Source organism: Priestia sp. YIM B13486 (genome assembly GCF_042787865.1).
Classification (GTDB): Bacteria; Bacillota; Bacilli; order Bacillales; family Bacillaceae_H; genus Priestia; species Priestia megaterium.
In genome coordinates this window covers 54,430-80,661 of sequence record NZ_JBHZOZ010000002.1, presented here as the reverse complement: position 1 = coordinate 80,661, position 26,232 = coordinate 54,430, and the positions used below count along the sequence as shown (strand labels likewise).

At 36.4% G+C, this 26,232-nt stretch carries 26 protein-coding genes; 8 read left to right on the top strand and 18 right to left on the bottom strand.

Annotated features, from left to right (window positions below; translation table 11 throughout):
• Positions 1-63: 63 nt before the first annotated feature.
• The 4 genes from ACFX4G_RS04615 to xylA form a co-directional block, all read right to left on the bottom strand.
• Positions 64-210, bottom strand: a complete 147-nt coding sequence (locus ACFX4G_RS04615; RefSeq protein ID WP_377573013.1) for a hypothetical protein — start codon at positions 208-210, stop codon at positions 64-66.
• A 205-nt stretch (positions 211-415) separates the two neighbouring features.
• Positions 416-1,837, bottom strand: coding sequence for a D-xylose transporter XylE (gene xylE, locus ACFX4G_RS04610; RefSeq protein WP_043981920.1), 1,422 nt, complete (start codon positions 1,835-1,837; stop codon positions 416-418).
• A 301-nt stretch (positions 1,838-2,138) separates the two neighbouring features.
• Complete coding sequence (gene xylB, locus ACFX4G_RS04605; RefSeq protein WP_377573011.1) at positions 2,139-3,641, bottom strand: xylulokinase; 1,503 nt, start codon at positions 3,639-3,641, stop codon at positions 2,139-2,141.
• 58 nt (positions 3,642-3,699) lie between these two features.
• On the bottom strand, positions 3,700-5,037 hold the full coding sequence (gene xylA / locus ACFX4G_RS04600) for a xylose isomerase (RefSeq protein ID WP_162214056.1): 1,338 nt from the start codon (positions 5,035-5,037) through the stop codon (positions 3,700-3,702).
• 234 nt (positions 5,038-5,271) lie between these two features.
• On the opposite strand from xylA, the gene xylR reads away from it, so the two are divergent.
• Positions 5,272-6,429, top strand: coding sequence for a transcriptional repressor XylR (gene xylR, locus ACFX4G_RS04595; RefSeq protein WP_377573790.1), 1,158 nt, complete (start codon positions 5,272-5,274; stop codon positions 6,427-6,429).
• A 264-nt stretch (positions 6,430-6,693) separates the two neighbouring features.
• Here the strand turns inward: xylR and ACFX4G_RS04590 are convergent, their stop codons facing one another.
• Positions 6,694-7,590: a TetR/AcrR family transcriptional regulator gene (locus tag ACFX4G_RS04590; RefSeq protein ID WP_162214054.1), complete on the bottom strand. Its 897-nt coding sequence runs from the start codon at positions 7,588-7,590 to the stop codon at positions 6,694-6,696.
• 267 nt (positions 7,591-7,857) lie between these two features.
• Between ACFX4G_RS04590 and ACFX4G_RS04585 the strand changes: the two genes are divergently transcribed.
• On the top strand, positions 7,858-9,090 hold the full coding sequence (locus ACFX4G_RS04585) for a cytochrome P450 (RefSeq protein WP_043981914.1): 1,233 nt from the start codon (positions 7,858-7,860) through the stop codon (positions 9,088-9,090).
• Positions 9,091-9,268: 178 nt separating this feature from the next.
• Here ACFX4G_RS04585 and ACFX4G_RS04580 read toward each other — a convergent pair whose 3' ends face one another.
• The gene (locus tag ACFX4G_RS04580) at positions 9,269-9,733 is read right to left on the bottom strand and encodes a hypothetical protein (RefSeq protein ID WP_043981912.1); all 465 of its coding nucleotides are present in this window, start codon (positions 9,731-9,733) and stop codon (positions 9,269-9,271) included.
• 246 nt (positions 9,734-9,979) lie between these two features.
• Here ACFX4G_RS04580 and ACFX4G_RS04575 point away from each other — a divergent pair, with 246 nt between their 5' ends.
• Entirely contained in the window at positions 9,980-10,402 is a 423-nt protein-coding gene (locus tag ACFX4G_RS04575; RefSeq protein WP_013056563.1) for a CBS domain-containing protein, read from the top strand.
• A 65-nt stretch (positions 10,403-10,467) separates the two neighbouring features.
• Positions 10,468-10,593, top strand: coding sequence for a hypothetical protein (locus ACFX4G_RS04570; protein ID WP_013056562.1), 126 nt, complete (start codon positions 10,468-10,470; stop codon positions 10,591-10,593).
• Positions 10,594-10,653: 60 nt separating this feature from the next.
• Here the strand turns inward: ACFX4G_RS04570 and ACFX4G_RS04565 are convergent, their stop codons facing one another.
• Positions 10,654-11,709 (bottom strand): aldose epimerase family protein, encoded by a 1,056-nt coding sequence (locus ACFX4G_RS04565; protein WP_043981911.1) that lies wholly within the window; start codon positions 11,707-11,709, stop codon positions 10,654-10,656.
• A 189-nt stretch (positions 11,710-11,898) separates the two neighbouring features.
• Positions 11,899-12,423 carry a DinB family protein gene (locus tag ACFX4G_RS04560; RefSeq protein ID WP_043981910.1) on the bottom strand — a complete coding sequence of 175 codons (525 nt, stop codon included), beginning with the start codon at positions 12,421-12,423 and terminating at the stop codon, positions 11,899-11,901.
• Between the two features lie 301 nt (positions 12,424-12,724).
• Here ACFX4G_RS04560 and ACFX4G_RS04555 point away from each other — a divergent pair, with 301 nt between their 5' ends.
• Entirely contained in the window at positions 12,725-13,618 is an 894-nt protein-coding gene (locus ACFX4G_RS04555) for a hypothetical protein (protein ID WP_043981908.1), read from the top strand.
• 63 nt (positions 13,619-13,681) lie between these two features.
• Here ACFX4G_RS04555 and fsa read toward each other — a convergent pair whose 3' ends face one another.
• Positions 13,682-14,350 carry a fructose-6-phosphate aldolase gene (gene fsa, locus ACFX4G_RS04550; RefSeq protein ID WP_013082751.1) on the bottom strand — a complete coding sequence of 223 codons (669 nt, stop codon included), beginning with the start codon at positions 14,348-14,350 and terminating at the stop codon, positions 13,682-13,684.
• Positions 14,351-14,410: 60 nt separating this feature from the next.
• Positions 14,411-14,920, bottom strand: coding sequence for a hypothetical protein (locus ACFX4G_RS04545; protein WP_025749002.1), 510 nt, complete (start codon positions 14,918-14,920; stop codon positions 14,411-14,413).
• A gap of 490 nt (positions 14,921-15,410) precedes the next feature.
• Between ACFX4G_RS04545 and ACFX4G_RS04540 the strand changes: the two genes are divergently transcribed.
• Positions 15,411-15,707 carry a hypothetical protein gene (locus ACFX4G_RS04540; protein WP_013082749.1) on the top strand — a complete coding sequence of 99 codons (297 nt, stop codon included), beginning with the start codon at positions 15,411-15,413 and terminating at the stop codon, positions 15,705-15,707.
• A 106-nt stretch (positions 15,708-15,813) separates the two neighbouring features.
• On the opposite strand, the gene ACFX4G_RS04535 is transcribed toward ACFX4G_RS04540, so the two are convergent.
• Positions 15,814-17,265: an NADP-dependent glyceraldehyde-3-phosphate dehydrogenase gene (locus ACFX4G_RS04535; protein ID WP_043981906.1), complete on the bottom strand. Its 1,452-nt coding sequence runs from the start codon at positions 17,263-17,265 to the stop codon at positions 15,814-15,816.
• A gap of 508 nt (positions 17,266-17,773) precedes the next feature.
• Here ACFX4G_RS04535 and ACFX4G_RS04530 point away from each other — a divergent pair.
• Both ACFX4G_RS04530 and ACFX4G_RS04525 read left to right on the top strand, forming a co-directional pair.
• A complete protein-coding gene (locus ACFX4G_RS04530) occupies positions 17,774-17,914 on the top strand; it encodes a hypothetical protein (RefSeq protein ID WP_013056554.1) in 141 nt (46 codons plus the stop codon).
• Between the two features lie 490 nt (positions 17,915-18,404).
• Complete coding sequence (locus ACFX4G_RS04525; RefSeq protein WP_016763750.1) at positions 18,405-18,560, top strand: aspartyl-phosphate phosphatase Spo0E family protein; 156 nt, start codon at positions 18,405-18,407, stop codon at positions 18,558-18,560.
• A 136-nt stretch (positions 18,561-18,696) separates the two neighbouring features.
• On the opposite strand, the gene ACFX4G_RS04520 is transcribed toward ACFX4G_RS04525, so the two are convergent.
• The 7 genes from ACFX4G_RS04520 to ACFX4G_RS04490 all read right to left on the bottom strand — a co-directional run bounded on the left by ACFX4G_RS04520 (position 18,697) and on the right by ACFX4G_RS04490 (position 26,229).
• Positions 18,697-19,665 (bottom strand): extracellular catalytic domain type 1 short-chain-length polyhydroxyalkanoate depolymerase, encoded by a 969-nt coding sequence (locus tag ACFX4G_RS04520; protein ID WP_057274832.1) that lies wholly within the window; start codon positions 19,663-19,665, stop codon positions 18,697-18,699.
• 472 nt (positions 19,666-20,137) lie between these two features.
• Entirely contained in the window at positions 20,138-21,484 is a 1,347-nt protein-coding gene (locus tag ACFX4G_RS04515) for an MFS transporter (protein ID WP_013056551.1), read from the bottom strand.
• Positions 21,485-22,141: 657 nt separating this feature from the next.
• Positions 22,142-22,426 (bottom strand): DUF5316 family protein, encoded by a 285-nt coding sequence (locus tag ACFX4G_RS04510; RefSeq protein WP_377573008.1) that lies wholly within the window; start codon positions 22,424-22,426, stop codon positions 22,142-22,144.
• 175 nt (positions 22,427-22,601) lie between these two features.
• Positions 22,602-23,084, bottom strand: a complete 483-nt coding sequence (gene ybaK, locus ACFX4G_RS04505; protein ID WP_097824367.1) for a Cys-tRNA(Pro) deacylase — start codon at positions 23,082-23,084, stop codon at positions 22,602-22,604.
• Between the two features lie 259 nt (positions 23,085-23,343).
• Positions 23,344-24,333, bottom strand: a complete 990-nt coding sequence (locus ACFX4G_RS04500) for an ABC transporter ATP-binding protein (protein ID WP_377573005.1) — start codon at positions 24,331-24,333, stop codon at positions 23,344-23,346.
• Entirely contained in the window at positions 24,326-25,324 is a 999-nt protein-coding gene (locus ACFX4G_RS04495; RefSeq protein WP_377573003.1) for an ABC transporter ATP-binding protein, read from the bottom strand. Before ACFX4G_RS04495 ends, ACFX4G_RS04500 begins: the two co-directional genes overlap by 8 nt.
• On the bottom strand, positions 25,321-26,229 hold the full coding sequence (locus ACFX4G_RS04490; RefSeq protein WP_043981894.1) for an ABC transporter permease: 909 nt from the start codon (positions 26,227-26,229) through the stop codon (positions 25,321-25,323). The genes ACFX4G_RS04495 and ACFX4G_RS04490 overlap by 4 nt, the downstream gene beginning before the upstream one ends.
• Positions 26,230-26,232: the final 3 nt, after the last annotated feature.

Below are 26,232 nucleotides of genomic sequence, written 5' to 3'. Positions count from 1 at the left end.
TCCAGTTTTTATTAACTGAAAGAGTTTTTTATAAGTACTAGATGAAGTATTGAGCTTTAACACTTACTGATTTGCTTGTTTGACCTGCTGAAACATCCAATCAATCATATTCCGATTCTGATACGCGGGAACCCAGGAAGCATGATCATACTTTAATTCTTTAGGATATTCCGTATATAGCGGATACCCCCAGATTTTTTGTAAATTCATTGCACCGTTATTTATATTTACGATGAAACACTCCTCATAAAGAAAACTATATTTCTATTTTCAAAGAGACTTATTACTATAGCAATATTTTTTAAAAAAGCTATCCACTTTCTTCATAAAGATTACATATTAAAAACACCTAAAGATAGTTTAGGTGTTTTTGAAATTTTTATATTCATCTATTCTCTAAGTAAAAGCTCAATGGTTATATGGCCTTCTTACTCTTTGAAGCCCCTAGTTTTTTTCTCCACATATTTTCCATTTGTTCGAGAGTTTTACCTTTTGTTTCAGGAACAAATTTCCAGACAAACAAAGCAGAAAGTATACTCATTAAACCGTAAAAACCATATGTTAATCCTCCGCTATATTCCATCATCACGGGATATGTAGAGGAAATAAAATAGTTAGCCGCCCACTGAGCAGCTACGGCAATAGCTACAGCACGACCTCTAATTTTATTAGGAAAAATCTCTGAAATGAGCACCCAACAAATTGGTCCCCATGACATCATAAAGGAAGCTGTATAAATAATGATAAATACGAGCGTCCCTATACCAATGATGTTTGAAAAAGCCATGCTTGCTACACCGAACATTCCAATGGCCATTCCGATAGACCCTGTTATTAATAAAGGTTTTCTTCCCAAACGATCAACCGTCAAAATTGCAATTACTGTAAAAATAACGTTTACTAATCCCATAATAATAGTTTGCAGCATAGAAGAACCTTTAGCTGCTCCCATGCTTTCAAAAATACGCGGAGCATAATATAGAGCTACATTGATTCCTACAAACTGTTGAAATACAGAAAGCAGTATACCTACAACGATAACTAATTTTCCATATGCCAATAATTTTTCAGACGAAACATTGGTAGAAATTGTTTGTTTAATATCTTCTAAAATTGATTTCGCTTCTGAAGATCCATTAATTTTAGTTAGTATGGCTAAAGCTTTTTGATCTTGATTCTGTATAGCTAAGTAGCGAGGCGTTTCAGGAACTAAAAACAAGAGTGCTGCAAAGAGTAAAGCTGGAATGGCTCCTGAAGCAAACATGTATCTCCAACCTACATCATTAATCCATTCTAAGGTTTCCCCATTTGCAATACCCCAATTCACGAAGTAAACGACTAACATTCCAAAAATAATCATAAATTGATTGAACGATACCAATCTGCCGCGAATATCTGCCGGTGCAATTTCTCCTATATAGATGGGACAAATGGCTGATGCTAAGCCAACACCAATCCCACCTATAATGCGGTAGAAGTTAAAAGCAAGTAACAAAGAGAGTGTCGGTTCCCCTTTTGTGAAAAATAAAAACTCAGGATAAGAAGCTCCTAACGCTGAGACTATAAAAAGAATAGCTGCTAGTATAAGTGATTGTTTGCGTCCTAGTTTCGTCGCAAAATAACCAGATACCAATCCTCCAATAATACATCCTATTAAAGCACTTGATACAGTAACACCGTGTGCTAAAGATCCTAACCCTAAGCTGTCAATAAGATACACCTTTAATGATTCTTCAGCTCCAGATATTACAGCTGTGTCATATCCAAACAGTAACCCTCCGATAGCGGCAACTAAGGTAATAGAAAAAATATATAATGAGTTTCGATTTTGTTTCATGCGTTGTTAAAAGCAGTTAGTTAAAAGTAACAGTAGAAGTTCTATTTCTAACTGAGTTCGCACTTATTTGAATACGTTTTCAAATTATTGGAACACAAAAGAAATTTTCGTCGTCTATTCGACTAACTGCTCTTATCCTCCCCTCCAATGTACGTATTTTTCTAGTGAATCAAATCTTACTACAGCATTTTCTATACTTCCTTTTGTGTCAGGTATATCGATATACAACCATAATCAATTGATACAAGCTACTTTCATATGAAGTTTCTTTTTAAAGTAAGGTTGCATATTTTGCAACCTATTATTTCCTTTTAAATTCGCCTAGCTTTTTACTTAAGTCGTTTGTTTGAAGGTAGACTTCTTTATATAATTCATAAAGCTGTTTATAGACTTGTACATGTTCTGCGTTAGGATAATATGTTTTCGAAGACGTAATAAATACGTTTGCACACTCTTCCAATGAGTTATACCAGCCACAACCATAAGCTGCTAGCATAGCTGCTCCTAACGCTGGGCCTTGTTCAGTAGACAACTTTACGATTTTCGCATTAAAAACGTCTGCTTGAATTTGAAGCCAATGATCATTTTTTGCTCCGCCCCCAATGGATACAATAGACGTAATTTCCTTTCCGTTTTCTCGAAAGATTTCAATTGACTCATTTAAAGAAAACGTAATACCTTCAATAACCGCTCGCGTAAAGTCTCTCTTTTTATGAGAGGCGTCCATTCCTATAAAACTTCCGCGAATCGTAGCATCTGCATGCGGTGTACGTTCTCCGACTAAGTAAGGGGTAAATAAAAGGCCGTTTGAGCCGATTGGGACATTTTTTAGGTCAGCCAATAATTCTTCAAACGTGACGTTTTTTGCGAAATTGTCCTTAAACCAGCCTAAACTGTACCCCGCAGATAGCGTAACACCCATCGTATAAAAGGCATTTTCTTTTCCATGATTAAAATAATGGACTTTTCCATCAAAGTCTCTATCGCTTCGTTCCTCATAAGAAAGAACAACACCTGATGTCCCAATGCTACATAGTGTTTCCCCTGATGATAAAATGCCGGCGCCAATTGCTCCGCAAGCATTATCAGCTCCACCTGCAAATACTTTCGTTGAAGTGGCTAATCCCGTTTTTTGAGAGAACGCTTCACTAATATTGCCTATGCATTCACTAGATTCAACTAGTGGCGGACAAAGATTAATATTGATTCCTGTTAATTGGCAAAGCTCATCATCCCATTTTTTCTTGCTGATGTTTAATAATAATGTACCGGCAGCATCTGAATATTCACTATGAATAAAGCCGGTCATTTTAAAGCGTAAATAATCTTTAGGCAGCATAAATACAGCTGTTTTTTCAAATATAGCCGGTTCATACTCTTTTACCCACAATAACTTAGGAAGAGTAAATCCTTCTAAAGCCTGGTTTTTTGTTATCTTTAAAAGACGTTTTTCTCCAATGACTTTATAGAGATGATGACATTGTTCTGTTGTTCTTGTGTCATTCCACAAAATGGCGTTACGTAATAGGTTATAGTTTTCATCCAGCATCACAAGGCCATGCATTTGTCCAGAATAACTAATTCCTTCTATATCTTCGGGTTTTATATTAGCGTTAGCAATTAATTCACTTAAAGCACTAGCCGTCTGCTGAACCCATTCTTCTGGATTCTGTTCGCTATACCCTGTTTTTTCATGAAGGAGAGGATAATCCTTAGAAACCACAGCGCAAATCTTGCCTTTTGTATCAACTAAAACCGTTTTTACGGCGCTTGTTCCTAGATCAATTCCAATTACATATTTCATCTTAATACCTCCGCGTTTATAAACGAGAGTAGAAATCGTTTCTACTCTCGTTTGTTTTTTAAACTTCCAAAATATATTGATTTAAAATAGCCTTTAATCGTTCTTGTCTTCCTGATTTATTCATAATATTCGGATTTTTAAACGCGTACTGCTCCAGTGTATGGAAGTTAGCTTTTCCTTCCACAATCTCAAGCCCAATTCCCTCTTTAAAGCTGCTGTAGCGCTCGTTGATAACATTTTCGAAAACACGATCTTCTACTAATTTATGTGCTACTTTCAATCCTCGAGCAAACGCATCCATTCCTGCTACATGAGCATAGAGTAAATCGTCTTGTTCAAAAGAACCTCTGCGTACTTTGGCATCAAAGTTTAATCCTCCGCTTCCCAGCCCTCCATTTTGCAGGATTTCATACATTGCTAGCGTTGTAGAATATAAATCCGTTGGGAATTCATCTGTATCCCAGCCTAAAAGAGGGTCACCTTGGTTTGCATCCACTGATCCTAAGAAGCCTTGTACTCTAGCTACTCGTAATTCGTGTTCAAATGTATGCCCAGCTAACGTTGCGTGGTTAGCTTCTAGATTAAGTTTGAAGTATTTATCTAATCCGTATTGTCTTAAAAATGAAATAGTTGTTGCTGCATCGGTATCATACTGATGTGTCGTAGGCTCTTTAGGTTTAGGTTCAATTAAAAACTGCCCCGTATATCCAATTTCGGTTGCGTAATCTACAGCCATATGCATAAATCTAGCTAAGTTATCTAGCTCTAACTGTAAATTTGTGTTAAGCAGTGTTTCATATCCCTCACGGCCGCCCCAGAATACATAATTTTCTGCGCCTAATTCTTTTGCTGTTTCAAGCCCCTTTTTTACTTGAGCCGCCGCATAAGCAAATACATCTGCATTACAAGAAGTAGCTGCACCATGAACGAACCGGGGATTTGTAAACATATTCGCTGTGTTCCATAATAACTTTACGTTACTTGTTTGCATATATTCTTTGATCATAGTGACGATAACATCAAGATTTTTATTTGTTTCTTGCAACGTACTGCCCTCAGGAGCAATGTCTCGATCATGAAATGCGAAGAATGGAACATTTAATGTTTCAAAAAGTTGAAAAGCTGCCTCAACTCTAGCTTTTGCTAAATCCATTCCATCATATCTATCCCAAGATCTTTGCATAGTAGCTGCGCCAAAAGGATCCGTACCATCTGCTGTAAACGTGTGCCAGTAAGCAACAGAAAAACGCAGCTGATCTTTCATTGTTTTACCGCCTACTACTTCTTCAGGATTATAGTATTTAAAAGCTAAAGGATTTTTAGAATCTTTACCTTCGTATAAAACTTTGTTTGCGCTTTCAAAATAATTAATTTTATTAGTACTAGTTTGGACCATTTGTCATTTCCCCCTTCGATTTAAGTGAACAAGTTTATCCATTAACTATCTTGATTCAGTTAGTTTGTTTATCCAATAAACTAACTTTATTTCATCATATACAAAATAAATGTTTATTTCAATGTTTTTTTTAGAAAATTTAGTTATAATATTAGATATGATACTTTTAAATATCTAATTCAAGCTTCAAAAAACACCAACTTAGTTCGATAGATAAACAAAGGAGTGGTTATTATTCAAATTGCAGATCAAGCTTTAGTAAAAAAAATGAATCAAAAATTAATATTAGATGAAATTTTAAAGAACTCCCCTATCTCCAGGGCAACTCTCTCTGAGATTACAGGATTAAACAAGTCTACTGTCTCCTCTCAAGTAACTACACTGCTTGAAAAAGATTTTATTTTTGAAATTGGGGCAGGGCAATCCAGAGGCGGCAGAAGACCTGTAATGCTTGTTTTTAATAAGAATGCAGGCTATTCGATCGGTATCGATATAGGAGTCGACTATCTTAACGGAATTCTAACCGACTTAGAAGGAAATATTATTCTTGAGAAGACTTCTGACTTGTCTAGTTCTTCTGCTAGTGAAGTAAAAGAGATTTTATTTGCACTTATTCATGGTTTTGTAACCCATATGCCTGAGTCCCCTTATGGTCTAGTGGGAATAGGGATTTGTGTTCCAGGTCTTGTAGATCGTCATCAGCAAATTATTTTTATGCCTAACTTAAATTGGAATATCAAAGATTTGCAGTTTTTAATTGAGAGTGAGTTTAATGTTCCGGTTTTTGTTGAAAATGAAGCTAATGCAGGAGCATACGGTGAAAAAGTATTTGGTATGACAAAAAACTACGAAAACATCGTTTACATCAGTATTAATGTCGGAATTGGAACTGGACTTGTTATTAACAACGAATTGTATAAAGGTGTTCAGGGTTTTTCTGGGGAAATGGGTCATATGACGATAGATTTTAATGGCCCCAAATGTAGCTGTGGAAATCGGGGCTGTTGGGAATTATATGCTTCTGAAAAAGCGTTACTGGCTTCGCTCTCTAAAGAAGAAAAGAATATTTCTCGAAAAGAGATTGTGGAACGTGCAAATAAAAATGATGTAGAAATGTTAAATGCACTTCAAAACTTTGGCTTTTATATCGGAATTGGATTAACCAATATTCTTAATACATTTGATGTAGAAGCTGTTATCTTGAGAAATCATATAATTGAATCTCATCCCATTGTTTTAAATACGATTAAAAACGAAGTTTCTTCTAGAGTCCATTCTCATTTAGACAATAAATGTGAACTATTGCCTTCTTCGTTAGGAAAAAATGCACCTGCTTTAGGAGCGGTTTCTATCGTTATTGATTCTTTTTTAAGTGTTACCCCTATAAGTTAGTTAAGTGAACGCAAAGGTTAGCAAACTATATCACGTTTGATCTTAAGAATGAAGCAGCTATTTTCGATTAATTGATTTTCTATAAAAGGGAAAGAATTACCCTCTTTTAATAAGAGTGTTATGTCTGTCTCCGCCACCTTTTTCATCCCATGCAGCCAGTCACCTATCATAACGGCAACTGGCTGTTTATATGTTATTGGCAACCTGCTCTTTTCTAAACTACGGAGAGTCTTGCCTTTTGGGTTAATTTACCTGCTTTTCACATTATGAAGCATGTCTTGTCAGAGTAGTTATGACTTCTTTATATTCCTCTAACTCTTTGGTCTGTGCGAGAGTATTGATTTTCTCTAGCGATAAAAGAGAACTCTGAATAATAAATGTGCGAGGCTCCGTATCATTTTGCAGTAATTCATCAGATATAAACGTCACAAATTCCAGACTCTTCTTTTGTTCCTCTTCATTTGTTAGTTTATTTTCAATCACCCGTTTTAACTTCGCGGTTACGCGCGTAAGCTCAGTCGAAAAATGACTTTCTGTTTTCTCATTAAATACCGCAGAGTAAACGGAAGGATTAAATAACTGTTCTTTTTGTTCTGCTATTTCGATTACGATCTCCTCTATACGCTTCATACAATAACGGACAATTTGTTCAATAGGCAATGGATAGTTTAGTGCTTTATTCATTTTAAATATATTGTTAAGCATTCCTTCTAGCAGCACAGCTCCATCAAATAAATAAGGAAAAGTCTTAGACGGGAAAATCTGCTGCAAACGTTCATATATCCAGTTGAATGTTGCTGTTTTTAACTCCTCTATATATTGAAATGTTTTGATCTCATTTAAAATGAGTGTACTTTCAATCATTTCAGGAATTTTGTTTTGCTCTGCAAAGTTCAGCATAAAAATTATCTGTTCTTCAAATACCTTCTGATTGTCTCCTTTATATTCAATGGCTACTTTTTCTCTTTGGAGAATAAGTGATTCTTGCAAAGACGAAAGTAATGAGAGAAGGAGTTCGCTTTTAGATGAAAAATATTTATAAAATGTTCCTTTTGAAATACCGCTTCTTTCTAATATATCTTGTACCGAAGTGTCTACGTATCCTTTTTCCATAAAAAGCTGGTGCGTATGCCCTAAAATATCGAGCTGTTTTTGGTTCATTGCTGCTACTCCTCTGTTTACAATTTACTTTTTATTTAGTATAACTTATCTGCCTTTTCCTACGTGAATTTTATCCTTTTTCCTTGATAAATAAATAAAAATAATTATATACTATTAGTACATTTTTATACATGTGGTATAAAAATGTACTAATAGTATAGGTTAATTAAACAAAGCAACTATTTATCTAGCAAGTGACAACTACTAAGCGCTATGTAGCTAGTAAATTCCAAATTTATACCTATTCTGAAGGAGGAATAAGATCATATGAACAAAGAAGTCATTCCCGTTACAGAAATTCCAAAATTCCAATCACGTGCAGAAGAGTTTTTCCCTATCCAATGGTATAAAGAAATGCTGAACAACCACCCTGTTTATTTTCATGAAGAAACAAACACATGGAATGTATTCCAATACGACCATGTTAAACAAGTCTTGAGCAACTACGAATTCTTTTCAAGCGATGGGCAAAGAACCACTATTTTTGTTGGGGATAATAGTAAGAAAAAAAGCACATCTCCAATTACCAATCTTACAAACTTAGATCCTCCTGACCACCGGAAAGCGCGATCTTTGCTTGCTGCAGCCTTTACTCCTCGCAGTTTAAAGAACTGGGAACCGCGAATCAAACAAATTGCAGCAGACCTTGTAGAAGCCATACAAAAGAATTCAACTATTAATATTGTTGACGATTTATCTTCTCCTTTTCCTAGTTTAGTTATAGCAGATTTATTCGGTGTACCGGTAAAAGACCAATATCAGTTCAAAAAATGGGTAGATATTCTGTTTCAGCCTTATGACCAAGAAAGATTAGAAGAGATTGAACAAGAAAAGCAGCGTGCAGGAGCTGAATATTTTCAATACCTCTACCCGATTGTCATTGAAAAGCGCTCCAACCTTTCTGATGATATTATCTCAGACTTAATTCAAGCCGAAGTTGATGGTGAAACATTCACAGATGAAGAAATTGTACACGCTACCATGCTGCTTTTAGGTGCAGGAGTTGAAACCACAAGTCACGCCATTGCAAATATGTTTTATTCTTTTTTATATGACGACGAGTCGTTATACAGCGAGCTGAGAAACAATAGAGAATTAGCTCCAAAAGCAGTAGAAGAAATGCTTCGATATCGGTTTCACATCTCCAGACGAGATCGGACGGTTAAACAAGATAACGATTTATTAGGCGTTAAGCTAAAAAAAGGAGATGTCGTTATTGCGTGGATGAGTGCATGTAATATGGATGAGAATATGTTTGAAAACCCTTTTTCTGTAGACATTCACCGCCAAACTAATAAAAAACACTTAACGTTTGGAAACGGACCTCATTTTTGTTTGGGCGCCCCTCTTGCCCGACTTGAAATGAAAATCATATTAGAAGCATTTTTAGAGGCCTTTTCTCATATCGAACCATTTGAAGATTTTGAATTAGAATCGCATTTAACTTCTTCAGCTACGGGGCAATCTTTAACGTATTTGCCGATGAAGGTGTACAGATAAAGTTTATGTGCATGACAAAGCAGAGAAACGTGAAAGAGGTTTATCTTCTCTCATGTTTCTCTTTTCTTTTATTATCTCGTTTAACTACTTATGTACCAAGTTTAGGAGGGCTTTAATACGATTTAAAGCTGACAGTACCGAAATATAAGTGGCGATGAGCTGGTTAACGAAATATCAGCTATTGCCTTCTCTGCCTTAAAGCATCTTCTATAAAATGCTGATACAAATAATTAATAAGAGCAGTCGCAATCGAGATGATAAAAAGTTGAAAACGCGTCATGTTGACCATTTTGTATACCTTTAGTTTTTCTGCCAGACTCGTCAAAGGATAAGCAAATAGATAATCAAATAGAACGTTAATCAGCAAATATTTTTTAAAATTTCCATAGGTCAGCTTGAATACCCAAAAATTAGCTACAAAAAATGGGCCAAAGATAAAAGATATATCGCTTGCAAGTTTAGGAAAAAGAGGTTTTCTCACTTTCCACCAAGTAAAGCTTTTAGATAACTCACTGATAAAAGCAATAACCAATGAACTAAACGTTAAAACAGGTAGGTATCTTTTAAAGACAAATTTATCAACTTTTACTATAGACAGCCAAGGCAATAAAAGTACTGCCAAAAGCGTTAACTTTCCTTTCATTATGTACCCAACTCCTGCCGTTACGAAAATGTAAGCTAGATCATATCCTCTTTAGTTTGTGTAATAGGCTCTTTTTTATGTGCTTATTACACTGCGTTAGTTCTTTTATTCGCCTTTTGTTACAAAATTTTTTCCTTTCTTTATTTTAATCCTGTACTTTTTTGCTTTTAGGAAATTATTGAGTCTCATATTCTGCATGTGCATGGAGAAAATACGGAGGTGAATGTTTAAAAGGAGGAAATAAAAATGACTACAGTACGTGAAGTTATGACTAAAGATGTGAAAGCTTGTGCACCGCACGACCCAGTAACAGCAGCTGCAAAATTAATGCGTGATATTAATTGTGGTTCTGTGCCGGTGTGTCAAGAAAATCGAGTAATGGGAATGATCACAGACCGTGATATCGTGTTAAATTGCGTGGCGGATGGAAAAGATTGCAACACTGTGCATTGCCATGATTGTATGACTAAAGATGTAATTACGTGTTCTCCGGATACGGATATTCACGAGTGTGCACGTATGATGGCTGACCATCAAATTCGCCGCATTATTGTAGTGGAGAATAATAATATGGTTGGAATCTGTGCAATCGGCGACCTTGCGACAGTGAACGTATATGTTGATGAAGCCGGTGCAGCATTAAGCGAAATTTCTAACCAAGTTCATTAAAACTTTTCAGCATATAAATCCTTAATGCTTGTACAAAATAACCCTGTCTGCAAGGAGGTGCTAACATGCCAAATTTAAACGATAACAAATTTAAAAAGATTCAGTCTGAGAGTCAAAAGCAAGGAAAGTCTCAAGAAGAATATGCGGCTGAGCTTGACGCTAATCGTGCAAAAAGCCAAAAGAAAAAGTAACAATAAAAGGATTACAATCGGCAGAGGCTCGTTTGTAATCCTTTTTATCATCCCGTTTTGTTACAGGCTGCGATCAGTTATAAATGTATAGTGAGTATATGCTTCATACTTCTCACCGGGCTTTAATACACAAGAAGGAAAATGCTTATGATGAATAGCGTCTGGTAAACCTTGTGTTTCTAGGCAAACACCGAGGTATTTCTCTGAGTGAACCCCTCTAATTTCGAATTCTTCGTCTAGATGATTTCCCGTATAGAGAACAACTGAAGGCTGATCCGTTTTGACTTCTATTTTGCGGCCGCTTGCAGGATCAAATAATGACATCTGATTTTCAGCTTCTGCTTCTAAAAGAAATGGATGATCGAACCCTTTACCCACTAATATATTTTGCGGATGTGTAGAGTCCACACCTTCCTTGAGACTATGTCCTTCTCTAAAATCAAATGGAGTATCTGTGACGTTTAGCGTTTCTCCAGTAGGTAAAAGATCATCATTTAACTCTAAGAATTCGTTACTTTTCATCTTCAAAACATGATCCAAGACCGTTTCTTTTAGATTTCCGCTTAAATTGAAATACGTATGATTTGTTAAATTGATAAGAGTGTCTTGATCTGTTGTTCCTTCATAAGAAATATGGAACTCATTTTTATTCGTTAATGTATACGTAACTTTCACTTCAAGGTTGCCGGGATACCCTTCTTCTCCGTCTTTACTTACATATGTAAATTCAACACCTACATGATCAGTTGTCTCAATAGTTTTGGCATTCCATATTTTATGACTGAATCCTTCTTTTCCGCCATGCAAATGATTGTTTCCTTCATTTTTCTCTAGACGATAAGTTTCATTATTAAGCTCAAACGATGCTCCACCTATACGCCCTGCTACGCGTCCAACCACAGCTCCGAAATAAGGAGAATACTTTTGGTATTCTTCTATTGAATCAAATCCCAATACAACACTTTCAATCTTCCCTTCAGAATCCGGCATTTCAATATTTGATATTACACATCCATAGTCAAGGCAGGTGATTTTAAGCCCTTCATCATTTAATAAGGTATAAGCATGTACAGCTTGATTGTTTAGTTCGCCAAATTTCTCTGAGTTCACTTTCACTTTTAATCAGTCCAATCCTCTTTTTATTCGTAAATTGCTTAACGGACCCTACATGTTATAAACATCGGATATGTTGTTATAGTTCCCTCTGCAATCCTTCCTGAATCTTCATTATTCTCATTTTATTGTAATCGTGTACATTTCTTAATTCAAGCTTGAATGATAAAGGCTGGCCACTGTGTGTCATTGCTATTTCTTTAGTATTCCTAAGTATTCTTCCCAAGGTCCTACATCTTCTCTGTATCGTTCTGCCATTACTCGAACAATTTGCGCAATATGGGTTAAATCATGAGCAACCCAAGTCGAGAGCAGCTCTCTGACTTTTACTTCCCCAAACTCAGGGTGTTCTCCTCTCACTTCAAGGTGCTTTTCATGCTTAACTAGCAGCTTTAGTTGATGTAAATTCTGTATTCTTACCTTTTTGAATTCAAGAAGCTTCTCTTCAATAGAATTAGCAGATTCCTTGTTTAAATGGGCATAGCGGTCAAACGGAGGAAAAGCTCCCTCTTTTCCTTTTTGAAGGATAAATTCTAGCCTTGGTATCCAATTGTTTTTTTCTGCTTCTATTAAATGTTCTATGACTTCGGAGGTATTCCACGTTCCTTCTCCTTCATTGCATTGCAGCCACCCTGCAGATAGTCCCGACAAAAGTTTTTCAAGCGTTTGTGGCGTATGCTCAAGTATTTCAATCGCTTCTTTTAAATTAAAATTCATATCAATTCCCCTTTCTCAACGTAATGATGCTGAGCTGTCAGTTATGTAAATCCTTTAGAGATTATAGTCAATTTTACCATAATTCGCTTCTATTAAAGGTGCCAACTATTTTTCTAATTCCTTTTATGATGACTAAAATAAAACAGGAACACACGTTTGGTTTTTCTCTAGAAATATGATAAAATATATATAGGCTAAAACGCAGTGAGTATCAGTCTGAATAGATATTGCTCATCCGGAAAATAGATTACTAGAGGCTTTTTCATCTTGAACTTTCCGTGTGGATTGGAGTGAGACAACAGTGAGTAAAAATCAAAAGCGATGGACAAAAGAAGAAGATAGATTTCTTATCCAACACTATGGCGCTATGACGCTTCAAGAGATGGGTAAGTATTTACATAGAAGCAAGGAATCGGTTAATAAACGACTTACTCGATTAAATCTTCGTGCTTCGGATACAGCTTTACGTAAAAAATGGACGCTTGAACAAGATGCTTTTTTGCAGGAGAACATTGATATCATGAATAACCGTGAAATGGCACATTCCTTAGGCAGGAGTCCTTCTTCTATTGCTACGCGCATAAAAGTTTTGGGACTAACACGAAAAACGGCGATGCGAAGATGGACGCTGCAAGAAGACGAATATTTGCTAAGGTATTACGGGGTAAAACCTCTTTCACACATATCAGCTAAATTACAGCGAAGTGTGCAAGCGCTAGAATCGAGGTTGAACCGTTTAGAAGTGTATGGAGCCAAAGCACACGTAGGACATATTACAGCGTGTGAACTAGCAGCCTGCCTTGAAGTAGATGTTCATACAATTTACAAGTGGATTCATAAAGAGAATCTATCGTACAAAATGATCATCGCCAAGACCAGAACATTTATGGGAATTGACATTCAATCTTTTTGGAATTGGGCTGAACAAAATAAATCGTGCCTTAACTTTTTTAAAATACCTAAAAATACGCTTATTCCAGAACCAGCGTGGGTGAATGAACAAAGAAAACTAGACTATGTAAAGCGCCCTAAATACGAGCATAAAAAGTGGACAGCAGAAGAAGATGCCAGATTGTGGCGTATGTTTTATCAGGAAAAGCGCAATCAGCGAGAAATTGGACAGCTGCTCGGGCGTTCGAGAAATAGCGTGCAGCGACGCTTAGAGCGTTTACGTAAAAAGAAACTAGTTAGTTAAACGATAAAAAGCTTGGAATAAGCTATGCTTACTCCAAGCTTTTTTTATTGATATGACTTTTTGTTAAGCTTTAACTGCTTTTTCCCAATCTGCTGCAAATTTTTCCATTCCTTGGTCAGTTAACGGATGTTTTGCTAATTGCTCAATAACAGCGTATGGAATTGTGGCAATATGAGCTCCTGCAAGTGCTACACGCGTTACATGATCCGGATGTCTTACAGATGCCGCAATAATTTGAGAGTCGATGTTTTGAACGCGGAATAACTCAGCAATTTTAGATACCAGCTGTACTCCGTCTTCTGAAATATCATCAAGACGTCCTAAAAATGGAGAAACATACGTCGCTCCAGCACGAGCTGCTAAAAGCGCTTGGTTTACTGTAAAGATCAGGGTTACATTTGTTTTTACGCCTTTTTTAGCAAGGTAGCGCGTCGCTTCCAAACCAGCTAATGTCATAGGCAGCTTAATCGTAATGTTTTTATCTCCGTCGTTAATTTTAATCAGTTCTTCAGCTTGAGCAATCATGTCTTCAGCAGAAAGTGCGTCAGGCGTTACCTCAGCGGAGACGGATTCAACTTCCGGTACCATTTGAAGAATTTCTTCGATGCGGTCTTCAAATCTTACGCCTTCTTTTGCTACCAAAGATGGATTGGTTGTCACACCAGCTAGAACACCTACTTTGTATGCTTTCTTAATATCCTCAAGGTTTGCTGTATCAATAAAAAATTTCATCTCACTATTCCCCCTTATTGTTATACATCAATCTGCATTTCAACTTGCGCGAACTATAGTCTAGCCGATTTGCTGAAGGGCATATAGATTTTCTATAGAAGCGTTTTCAATCTCTTTTGCAGTTAATACCTTTAATTTTTCTAAAAATTGTATAGCGTCCACTCGGTCTTCAATGTCTTCTTCTGTACGAATATTCTCCGTTTTAATCTGATGGATACATTCGTTGATGACTTCTTTGTACGCATTCGTTTGGATAAACCATTCTGCTAACAGCGTTTTTGTTGCTTCTCTTTCTTCTTCACTTTTAACTGCAAACAAACTCTCTGTTTCCGTTTCACTCAGCATAAGGCTGCTAAAATCGTGATTCATACAAAGCCAAAAATAACCTTTTTGGCTATCGTAATACTTTCCTTCTCTTAAAAGAAAATACTTGATTCCAAATTTAATTTTATGAGATTGGTTCTCTGAACTCGGCATATGAATTTCTTTTATTTCTACGCTTTCTGATACATCCAGATATGTTTCTAAACCATACTTTGTATTCACTACTTTTGCATCCAATATGTCCATCCTCATTCTCCTTTTCTCAAATTCTATTTATTTTTATAAAAACAGAGGTCTGATTTTATGTAATAACGAATCCCATTTTTGTGGATGTTTTTCTTAACCAACCGACATGTTTTACTGTTTACGCTTTCATTATATATCAGATTATTCGAAAAATCATCAAAAACAATCAAATTCATTCAAAAAAAGTCATGAAATCGTAAAAAGTAGTCAAAAAAGGTCATTGTTCATTAAAAATAGAGGAACTTTTATGTTGATTACGTGCTTCAAAGTTTCTTAAGGTAATTACCTTTTCCAAAAAAACGACTTTTATTACATACCCTTTCTGGAAAAATATACTCATTCGTTTCACCATTTTTTCACTTTAACATGATATCTTGTAGTATACTTTTGTTTCACGTGCTAATTCCCATGATTTTTTGCTATTTAAGGTTATTCATTTTTATTAGTGGGAAAGTTACATAAATACAACACGTTATAGGGGGACTTTAACATGGATAAGAGAATTGAAACATTAAAAGAAAAGCTGCCTGATAATCATAAGGAGGTTGCTGTTCTGACCTCTCATATTTTTGATGCGCTTGATAAATTAACAACTGAACATCGCAGATATGTTGATATTTCGGCAGCAGCCAAAATAAAGCCGAATCCGGATGAAGAGAAAGCTTTTTTTGATACCATTTATCAAGTAAAAACACTCATTATGTCAGAGCTTGAAAAAACCGTTGAGGATATCGAGCACAAAGGTGATAAAAACTGGCATAAGAACTATAAAGACGGAATCGAGTGATAGGTAAATAAAACGTTTAAAAGCCTGTGCTTTTTGGAGCACAGGCTTTTTTCCATGAGATTCTCTACACTCGACTAGCTCGATTTGGAGAGCTCTTGGAATTCAATCATTGAAGGTTTAATACCGTTACTTTTTCACGAGTCATGGATTCAATGCTTTTACGAATACCTTGAGCACCCATACCGGATCCTTTTACGCCAATAAAAGGAAAATGATCAGGGCCGCGTTCCGTACGGCCGTTGATTTGAACGGAGCCCACTTCAATTTTATTTGCAATTGAGAAGGCTTTATTAATATCTTTTGTAAAAACGCTTGCTTGTAAGCCAAATTCTGATTCGTTTGCTATATCAACGGCTTCTTGATCAGAAGCGACGCGGATAATTGGTAACACAGGACCGAATGGTTCTTCCCATGCTACGCGCATAGTATCATTCACGTCATCTAAAAGCGTAGGATAGATAAGGTTTCCTTCACGCTTGTTTCCAGTCACAACTGTTGCACCTTTTCCTAGTGCATCTGCAATTAAAATCTGAATAAAGTCAGCTGCTTTGCTATCAATTAATGGAACGATCGTACATCCATCTTCAGGAGAACCGACTGATAGTTTATGTACTTCTTCTTTTAAAATATTTACGAGCTCGTTTGCCACTTTTTCATGCACAAGTACACGTTTAATAGCTGTACAGCGCTGACCGGAATAAGAAAATGCTCCGCTTATAATATGTTTTGCTGCTTCTTGTAAATCTGCATCTTCACATACAATACCCGGGTCTTTTCCTCCAAGTTCTAGTACAAGAGGAATCATGCCTGCCTTTTTAGCTAATTGAGTACCCGTATTTGTTCCCCCGGTAAATGAAATCATGTTAATGCCTTTATGTTCAACTAAATAATCCCCAATAACAGATCCGCGACCCGTCACGACGTTTACAAGACCTTGTGGAATACCTGCTTGATGAAGAGCTTCAATCATCTTAATACCGCTGATCGCTCCTTGCGTTGCAGGTTTGAAGATAACTGCATTTCCTGAAATAAGCGCAGGCGCTAGTTTAGCAGCTGCTAAATTTACCGGATAATTAAAAGGAGGAATTGCGAGTACAACCCCTAAAGGTACGCGTTCAACAATAGCAACTTTAGACTTAGAACCGCCAGGAAAACTATCTCCCTTCATGCTTTCTCCGTTCATATGAAGGGCTTCTTCAACTGTATAGCGAATGAAATCTGCTGTGCGCACTACTTCATTCCTTGCATCTTTTAAGCTTTTTCCAACTTCCTTCATAATAATTTCGGCAATTTCACTCTGCATTCTTACCAGCTCATCCGCCCAGTTGTATAAATACTTGGCACGTTCTTGCAGAGAAATTTCTGTCCACCCTTTCTGAGCTTTTTGCGCGGCATGTACTGCTTCATCGACCTCTTCTTTTGTGATAGCCTGCACTTTTCCAATCACGTCATGACGGTATGGAGAAACAATGTCAATTGTCTGCCCTGATTTACTTTCTTTCCACTCACCGTTAAGATAAAAAGAATAAGTTGATACATTTAATACCGTTGTTGTCATAAAAAGTCCCCCTTAATAAAAGTGAAATTATTATCAAAATTTTCAGTCTTTTTTACGAATGAAAACTCTGTGAATATCTGAGCAAAAAGAATTCTAGATGCATCCATTTCTATAACTTTTTATATCGCTTGTAACTTCCTTAAACTTGTTGCCTTTAAAGCAGCAGCTTTTCTCTTTTCGACTCAAAACCAAAGCATCATATAATTTAATGAATATTTTGTATTTTTAATATATATAAATTTCTTTCATTCGTACAATACAAAAAAGTTATCTCAACGATTAATAATTTTAATGATTTATATCCCCCATACGAAAAAAATTTATGGCTTCCTACTTTTTTAGGGAAAATGGGATAAGCTCCCTTGATTATATTTATTTTGAGGGAGATATTGAGGAGATGCACTACTCTTTTTGTTCTATGTGTTGAGAAAATAAAATAAGGGTATATAATAAATATAGGAAAATGAAGATAAAAGTAGAATATATATTCTAAAGGGAGGGATTTATTGTGATTGTTACTTTAGGTTTTGCGGCATCAATTATTGCTTTGTTTATGCTTTTTACTAACCGGACGTCCAATATCCCGGAAGAAATAATCCATGAAACCACAAATGTTAATAAAGATGAGCAGTATATGTATTATATATAAAGCGTCTTAACAGACGCTTTTTTGTTGCGCTTTTTACAAAGTCTATAGCGGTTAGAAACAGCCCTCACTTATCATTTATCTTTATTTGTCAGTGCCTGATAGCCATAAATAGTTAAGCAGAAACTAATAAACGAAAAAAAGATATGTTTTGGCTTAAAGTTAACTAACTTAAATAAGTCCAATCTTATGTTAACATGCCTAAATGTAATCGGATTATGCCTATATCCAAAAAACCGGATAAGCTCTGTTGGTCTGTGAGTTATTTACAACCGGGGAACAATCACAATTAAGATAGAGCACAGCTTCCAGCAAAACGTTTAAGAGCTAATTCTTTTTAAATGAAAATATCTGAATTCAAAATACGACAGACTTCGACACTATCTATTTGTTACTATATTTTTTAGGTTCTATTTTTAGATTGGAACCATTTTTACATAAATAATTCAACAATTTAAGCCTTTAAAATGACGTGGCAAGTGGAGGAAACTTAATGTGTTTCAAATGTAGACTACTGCTGATAAAGATAGAATTTATACGAAAAATGATGATGATGATTGCCCTAGAAGAAGGGTTTACAAGTAGTAATACGATTAAAATCAGTCAGGATCTCGATGTATTGTTAAATCGGTTTGAAGCTACTTGTTAAAAAATGTTCGTTGATAACAGAAAAAGGATCTTTCGATAAGATCCTTTTTTGCTGTTGGTAGACAATTATTTGTTTCAAAAAAAATGAAGGCTAATGTTATTTAGTAGTACATCTTGATCGCTCGTTCATACTCTATTCAATCATTCTGTGCTTCAAAAAAGTCCCACATCATTTTTGAAGCATTAGGACCTTTTGAATCAGTATCTGATCCATTGTCATTTCCTCCTGACCATGCATGCCCCATATCCTCTACCATAATTTTTTTCATCCAGATTTTATTTTCTGCATCTATGTAGTCAGACATTATGTAGCTATAATGATTTCCGTTATCTTGTGACGTATAAAAAGCAGCATTTTCATGTAAGTTTATACCGAAATTCTTATAGGTATAAATCCACTGCTGAATTAATGTAGACGCATTAATTGGATTGACTGTTGTATCTGATTGACCATGAAACGTAATGATGGGAACAGGCCGTGCATAAGGTCCCATTTTTTTATAAGCTTCATCACCGTCAAGTTCAGGATTTAAAGAGCCGTATAGCATGACTTCTCCAGCTGTGATGAGGTCTACAGCATACGCATTACTGCCTGCTGAATGAATGCCTACCGCTTTAAATACATCGGGATAAGCAATAGCCATCACATTTGCCATAAAGCCTCCAGCTGACATGCCAGCAAGGTATATATTAGTAGAATCAATCGCATATTTAGCGGTTATGTGATCAATCATATCTTTTATTATGTCTGGCTCTCCATTACCGCGAAACTGGTTATACTCATAAAACCAATTCCAGCACCCGTTGGAATTAGCAAAGTAATTCATTTGAGGATAGAGAACAATAAAGCCTTTTTCTTCCGCTAGCTTATTCATCTCCGTACCTGCAGCAAAATCATCTGCATCTTGTTGACATCCATGAAGCATAACGATTAATGGTACTTTACTTAACCCAGTATATGTACTTGGAACATACACCTTGTAGGTAAAATAATCATCATAATTATACTTTTTCCAAATAGGTTGAAAGAACACGCTCTGTAATTCTATTAAAAACGTAGAAGCAGTTAAAACCGGGTTCGTAAAAAAGGAATATAAAGTATTCACGGAGTTTACCCTCTCTCTATTTCTGATGTATATACTCTTTATTTCGTTAGATCACAAAATAATCCTTTTATTATGTAGCTGATCTTTTTATATGCCTCTAATTATTTTGTTCTTCATTCTTTAGTCGTAAAAATTCACATACTAAGTTACGCTCTGCGTTGGATAACAGCTTTAGGTAATTTTATTAAACTTAGTATAACAACTAGCCAATCAAAAAATTTAAAAAAGGAGTGTTCATAATGACGAAAGCAAAGCCTAGTTTTAAACATTACTGGAATGAGATTATACGAGGACTTATTATCACCAAATAGTGTACAAATTCATAATGCAAAACTATAGAAAAAAGAATTCTATAGTAAGAACAGTCACTTAGTACTTTTAATACGAATATACGCGCGGAATACCAGAAAAGGACTGGCTATAAAAGCCCGTCCTTTTTTATGTTATCAAACAATTATTTATTTAACCAAAATTAAAAACTGATATTATTTGGCGGTACATTGTCTCCTTTGTCCTCTTTCTTGAGCTCAGATTCTATGTATGAATCTTTAGAGGATTCTCCCATACGCCAATAAACAATAAAGCTGATGGCGATACATCCTGCTACATAGAAAAAGAAAAGTGATTCATGGCCGATACTTTTCAGCCATAGGGCGATAAATTCTGCAGTGCCTCCAAATATGGCAACTGTAAGTCCATACGGTAACCCAACACCAAGAGCTCGAATTTCTGTTGGGAAAAGCTCGGCTTTTACAATAGCGTTAATCGATGTATAACCTGTTACAATGATAAGTCCAATTGTCATTAATAAAAAAGCCATGACTGGGTTATGTGCTTGTTTCATAAAAAGAAAAAGCGGTACTGTCAGTAATGTTCCTAAAATACCAAAGCTCATTAACAGAGGTCTGCGTCCAATTTTATCAGATAGCATACCTGCTATTGGCTGAATAACAACAAATACAAGCAGCGCACAGAAGTTAATCCAGCTTACGACTCCTTTATCTAGCCCTACACTGTTTACCATAAATTTTTGCAAATACGTCGTATACGTATAAAAAGCGACTGTTCCTCCTAGTGTTAAGCCAATAACGGTCAACACTGCTTTAGGATGCTTCATAAGTGCTTTAATAGTTCCTGCATTTTCACGGCTTTCAGAGTCCATTTTAGAAAATTGCTCTGACTCATCCATTGTACGGCGCAGCCATAAAACGCTTAGCGCTCCGATTGCTCCAATGACAAAAGGAATACGCCAGCCCCATGAAATCATATCTGCTTCACTAAGAACGTTTTGCAGAATAATTTGAACACCTAATGCCACTAGCTGACCAGCAACAAGCGTCACATACTGAAAGCTTGAATAAAACCCTCTTCGCCCGCTGCTTGCCATTTCAGAAAGATAAGTTGCAGACGTTCCGTATTCTCCTCCTAAGGAGATTCCTTGCAGCAAACGCGCTAGTACTAGAATAATAGGAGATAATAACCCTATCGTGCCATAGCTAGGAGTACAGGCGATAATAAAAGAACCGCTCGCCATAATGGTAATAGATAAGGTAAGCGCAGCCCGACGACCATATCGATCCGCATAGCGCCCCATTAATAAACTTCCGATTGGACGCATTAAGAAACCGACGGCAAAGATTGCCGCTGTGTTAAGCAGCTGACTTGTTGAATCACCTTCCGGGAAGAATTGCGATGAAAAATAGACGGCAAAAGCAGAGTAAACGTACCAATCGTACCATTCAATTAAGTTCCCAACAGATCCTTTAAAAATATTACTTGTAACACGCCTGTTGTTTGCAGCTTCACTGGTATGAGCCATGAGTGATCCCTCTTTTCTTTGAGTGTTTAATGTTGGTTCTCCTGTAACATGAAGTAGCAAGTAATTTACCAGCAAATCTTTTTAAACAGCTAGATTGTATTGCTTTCTATAAAACCTGTTCAACCAATTACTTATATAATGAGAGCGCTTAAAAAAGGTTGGATAATTCATTTCAGTATCATCTATAGATAATAAAATAAGTGGTTTTAAAAGCGGCGGCTGTCTATTACATATGTAGTGTTAATCCTCCCTTCCATTTATATATTGTACTATTGATTTATTAGAAAATATAATATTTTCTAATTATTTATACAAAAATTTTACAAAGTTCGGCTTTCTAATTTATATGACAAACAGAAAAAAAAGCCATGTTCTTTAAGTGAGAACATGGTTAAGAAAATACTCTTATCAACTTGTGAGTGTAAGCTGCTTACATTTACATAATATGTAGAATAAACATAACTTGTACTAAGCTCTAACCTAAATTTAAGATAATTATCGAATTTTAATCTTATCTCTTATTATATATACAGCCATGGATGCTCTATAATTTTGTTACATTGGCGACCTTAATTTGGCTCATTTAATTTTAAATTCACATAAAAAGCGTTCTATCCCGAGATATTTTTCACCTAAGCTTGTTGTTTGGAAACCAAACTATATAAAATAATGAATGAGAAGAAATACGCCGAGAACTGGAGTCGCAGCTAACATAAGGTTTATAGAATTTCTAATTCTCCACTTCTTGTCCGTTTTTGATTCCGTGGCCAGATTGGCTCTCATTCGATCACCGCTTACAGCTGCTCCAGATATAATAATGGCTAGCCCTACTAGTATAATGAACGCTACAAAAAATACTGTTTCTGAATTTACGTTTGCTATTGTACATCCTAATAAAAGAATAAAAGATAAAATGAACCCGCCAATAATTGATTTAATCATTTTTGTCTTCCTCCCAGCCTTTTTATAAATTTTCCACATATTAACTATATAATATCATTTTTTCTATATTTTTACTTTTATTTTGTTGTTTTAACAGATAAAAAGACAGTAATTAAGGGAACTAAAAAAGCGAAACGCTCATGTCTGAGTACGTTTCGCTCAAGGGAACTACATTTTAACTATCTTTTGTGATGTCTGCTAAACCTAAGCGAATTACTTTTGATAAGTCACTTAACGTTAACTGTATTTGGTGACCTACACGTCCACCTGAAAAGTAAATCGTTTCACAGTTTTCTGCTGTAGAGTCAATGAAGGTTTCGAACTGCTTTTTCATTCCGATAGGAGAACACCCGCCGTGAACATATCCTGTAAGAGGTAACAGCTCTCTTTGAGGAATCATTTCTAAGGACTTTTCACCAGCCGCTTTTGCCGCTTTCTTTAAATCAAGCTCCTTTTCAACCGGTACCATGAAGACATAATGTTCTTTTGATTTCCCTACGGTCACCAGTGTCTTAAAGACTTTAGCAAGATCTTCTCCGAGCGAAGTAGCTACCTGTACCCCACTCAGCTTTTTAGTGTCATAAGAATAATAGTTGTACTCAATTTTTTTCTGATCTAAAATTCGCATGACATTCGTTTTATCTGCTTTTTTACCCATAATTATCACCGATACCATCATAACACGTTTTGTTTTCATATCTCCATATATTAGGATAGATAGGTTAGTAAGGATTATTTATATCTTTTATATAAAAATGAATCTAATACGCTGAATAATGACTTTTCACCACCCTTTAAATCCGCTATTTTCACACAAAAAAGCCACTAGAGGCACTAGTGACTTTTTCCATTTCTATCTATTCGATTGTGCTGCTACATCAATACGTTTGTTTTCTCTATCGCTACAGCTTTTCACCTTAACTATAAAGATGACATTTTACTTTATGCTTGCTGTCAATCACTGTATCTTCAGGTGTTTCTTTCATGCAGCGGTCAAATGCGAACGGGCATCTTTTATGAAACGCACAGCCTGAAGGTGGATTAAGAGGAGAAGGAATTTCACCTTTAACCTCAATTTTTTCGCGTTTTTCATGTTCGTGAATTGCCGGGACAGATGACAAAAGAAGTTTTGTGTAAGGATGACGAGGATTTGAAAAAATCTCATCTGTTGGCCCTTCTTCTACTAATCTTCCTAAATACATCACACCAACGCGGTCTGCAATATGTCTTACGACGCTTAAATCGTGGGAGATAAAAAGATATGAAAGCTTCATTTCTCTTTGCAAACTGCGCAGTAAGTTTAAGATTTGTGCTTGAATGGATACGTCCAGTGCTGAAACCGGCTCATCACAAATGATAAGCTTGGGGTTTAAAATCAATGAACGCGCAATGCCTATGCGCTGGCGCTGACCTCCTGAAAATTCGTGCGGATAGCGGTTGTAATCTTCTTCGTTAAATCCAAGCTTTTTTAATAACTCAATGACAAGCTGCTTTCGTTCGCTTTTTGCGCCTACATTATGAATTGTTAATGTTTCTTGAATGGAAGCACCAATCTTTTTTCTTGGATTAAGGGAAGTATGTGGATCTTGGAAAATCATTTGTAAATCTTTACGAATTGTTCGTAAGCGTGATGCTTTAGATTCGAAAATACTTTCTCCATTAAACTGTGCTTCTCCGCCCGTTGGTTCTACTAGTTTTAAAAGCGTGCGCCCCGCTGTACTTTTCCCGCAGCCAGATTCACCTACTAATCCGTACGTTTCGCCTTCATAAATATCAAAGGATAAATCTTGAACTGCTTTGATTTGGCCTTTTGCTTTCCCTAAAGCAGAACGAACCGGATAATATTTTTGCAGGTTGCGAACTTCAAGCAAGGGCTTGGAGCTTTGCTGCTTTGCTTCACTAGACATACGCAACCTCTCCTTCTTGAATTTTTTCATAGTGCCAGCACCGAATGCGATGCGTATCATCGGCATGCTCTAAAATAGGTACTTCTTTATGGCATTTTTCCGTTGCAAACGGGCATCTTGGTGCAAAACGACAGCCGTCTGGCACGTTTGAAAGCGGCGGAACCGTTCCCGGAATGGACGAAAGCTCTTGTGTTCTGTCGCCATCTAAGTGAGGAACCGACTTAATTAGGCCCATTGTATAAGGATGAAGCGGCTTTGAAAACAGCGTTTTAACGTCCGTTTCTTCCATCACTTGTCCTAAATACATCACGGCTACTTTTGTACAAATATTAGCTACAACGCCTAAATCATGGGTAATGAAAAGCACGCCCATGTTGAGCTTGTCTTTTAAATCCATCATGAGGTCAAGAATTTGCGCTTGAATGGTTACGTCTAAAGCTGTTGTTGGCTCATCGGCAATAAGAAGCTTTGGCTCACAGGCTAAAGCCATCGCAATCATAATGCGCTGCCTCATTCCACCGGAAATTTCATGCGGATACTCTTTTGCTCGCTGTTCTGGAGACGGAATGCCTGTTAGTCTCAAAAGCTCTACGACTTTCTTTTGCGCTTCTTTTTTGGAGACTTTCTGATGCAGACGAATCACTTCAGCAATTTGTTTTCCAATGGGCATAACGGGATTTAATGACGACATTGGGTCTTGGAAAATCATTGAGATTTCGTTTCCTCTTAGCTTTTGAATTTGCTTTGAAGACATCTCTAATAAGTTTTTTCCCTCAAACAAAATCTTGCCATCGTAGCTTGTTAGGTCTTCATCTAATAGCTGAAGAATAGATTCGGACGTTACGCTTTTTCCAGACCCTGATTCACCGACAATCCCTAATACTTCTCCTTTATTTAATTGAAGAGATACATTGTCAACAGCCGTTACTTCTCCGCTATACGTTGTAAAAGTTACTTGTAAGTCTTCTAATTTTAAAAGGGCGTTACTCAACGTTTTTTCCTCCTTTTCTTCAGCATTACGTTTTTCGGATTTAACCAATCGCGCAGACCGTCACCAAATAAATTAAGGCCAAGTACAATTAAAATGATGAATACACCCGGAAACACGGTCATCCACCATGCGTTGTAAATCGCAAGCTTTCCGTCATACAGCATATTTCCTAAGCTCGGTGTCGGCGCAGGAATCCCGGCTCCTAAAAAGCTTAGCGAAGCCTCAGTTAAAATCGTTACGGCAAACACGTATGTTACTTGAACGATTAAAGGCGATAAGACGTTTGGCGCCATATGAAAACAAATGATTCGAAGTGAGCTTGCTCCTTGAGCTTTTAGCGCTTCAATGAACGTTTTTTCTTTTACAACAAGCGCAGCTGAACGAACAATTCTCGCAATCGAAGGAATAAATACAAGGCTCAGTGCGATAATAACGTTGCTTGTTTTAGGTCCTAAAGCAGACATAATAGCAATTGCTAGTAAAATAGATGGAAAAGCAAACAAGCCGTCACAAATTCTCATTAAAATATAATCAAGAATTTTATAATAAGAAGATAAAAGTCCAACGATTAAACCAAGTACAGTAGCAATAATCGTTACTGCGGCTCCAATCATTAATGATATTCTGACGCCGTACATTGTCCGGCTAAATACATCTCGTCCAAAGTTATCCGTTCCAAACCAGTGCGTGCTTGACGGCGGTGCTAATCGATTTGCAGGGTCGATTTGTAAGCTGCCAAAAGGAGAAATGAGCGGAGCAAAAACAGCAATCAAAATAGATAATAAAATAAGTATCGCTCCTCTTACTAGCAAACGATTTGAGAAAAAGCGCACTACCGCTGGGTTTCTTTTTTTCTTTACAGTTACTGAAATGGTCTCTGTATTTTGTTGTGCGTTCACATTCATCAC

Bases quoted from the DNA above. Each gene is read 5' to 3' on its own strand.
- ACFX4G_RS04490 (WP_043981894.1), bottom strand. From the start codon at position 26,229: ATGAATGTGAACGCACAACAAAATACAGAGACCATTTCAGTAACTGTA.
- ACFX4G_RS04590 (WP_162214054.1), bottom strand. From the start codon at position 7,590: ATGAACCAAAAACAGCTCGATATTTTAGGGCATACGCACCAGCTTTTT.
- ACFX4G_RS04510 (WP_377573008.1), bottom strand. From the start codon at position 22,426: ATGATTAAATCAATTATTGGCGGGTTCATTTTATCTTTTATTCTTTTA.
- ACFX4G_RS04545 (WP_025749002.1), bottom strand. From the start codon at position 14,920: ATGGACATATTGGATGCAAAAGTAGTGAATACAAAGTATGGTTTAGAA.
- ACFX4G_RS04615 (WP_377573013.1), bottom strand. From the start codon at position 210: ATGAATTTACAAAAAATCTGGGGGTATCCGCTATATACGGAATATCCT.
- fsa (WP_013082751.1), bottom strand. From the start codon at position 14,350: ATGAAATTTTTTATTGATACAGCAAACCTTGAGGATATTAAGAAAGCA.
- ACFX4G_RS04500 (WP_377573005.1), bottom strand. From the start codon at position 24,333: ATGTCTAGTGAAGCAAAGCAGCAAAGCTCCAAGCCCTTGCTTGAAGTT.
- ACFX4G_RS04560 (WP_043981910.1), bottom strand. From the start codon at position 12,423: ATGAATTTTAATTTAAAAGAAGCGATTGAAATACTTGAGCATACGCCA.
- ACFX4G_RS04570 (WP_013056562.1), top strand. From the start codon at position 10,468: ATGCCAAATTTAAACGATAACAAATTTAAAAAGATTCAGTCTGAGAGT.
- ACFX4G_RS04515 (WP_013056551.1), bottom strand. From the start codon at position 21,484: ATGGCTCATACCAGTGAAGCTGCAAACAACAGGCGTGTTACAAGTAAT.
- ACFX4G_RS04580 (WP_043981912.1), bottom strand. From the start codon at position 9,733: ATGAAAGGAAAGTTAACGCTTTTGGCAGTACTTTTATTGCCTTGGCTG.
- ybaK (WP_097824367.1), bottom strand. From the start codon at position 23,084: ATGGGTAAAAAAGCAGATAAAACGAATGTCATGCGAATTTTAGATCAG.
- xylE (WP_043981920.1), bottom strand. From the start codon at position 1,837: ATGAAACAAAATCGAAACTCATTATATATTTTTTCTATTACCTTAGTT.
- ACFX4G_RS04540 (WP_013082749.1), top strand. From the start codon at position 15,411: ATGGATAAGAGAATTGAAACATTAAAAGAAAAGCTGCCTGATAATCAT.
- xylA (WP_162214056.1), bottom strand. From the start codon at position 5,037: ATGGTCCAAACTAGTACTAATAAAATTAATTATTTTGAAAGCGCAAAC.
- ACFX4G_RS04535 (WP_043981906.1), bottom strand. From the start codon at position 17,265: ATGACAACAACGGTATTAAATGTATCAACTTATTCTTTTTATCTTAAC.
- xylB (WP_377573011.1), bottom strand. From the start codon at position 3,641: ATGAAATATGTAATTGGAATTGATCTAGGAACAAGCGCCGTAAAAACG.
- ACFX4G_RS04525 (WP_016763750.1), top strand. From the start codon at position 18,405: ATGTGTTTCAAATGTAGACTACTGCTGATAAAGATAGAATTTATACGA.
- ACFX4G_RS04585 (WP_043981914.1), top strand. From the start codon at position 7,858: ATGAACAAAGAAGTCATTCCCGTTACAGAAATTCCAAAATTCCAATCA.
- ACFX4G_RS04575 (WP_013056563.1), top strand. From the start codon at position 9,980: ATGACTACAGTACGTGAAGTTATGACTAAAGATGTGAAAGCTTGTGCA.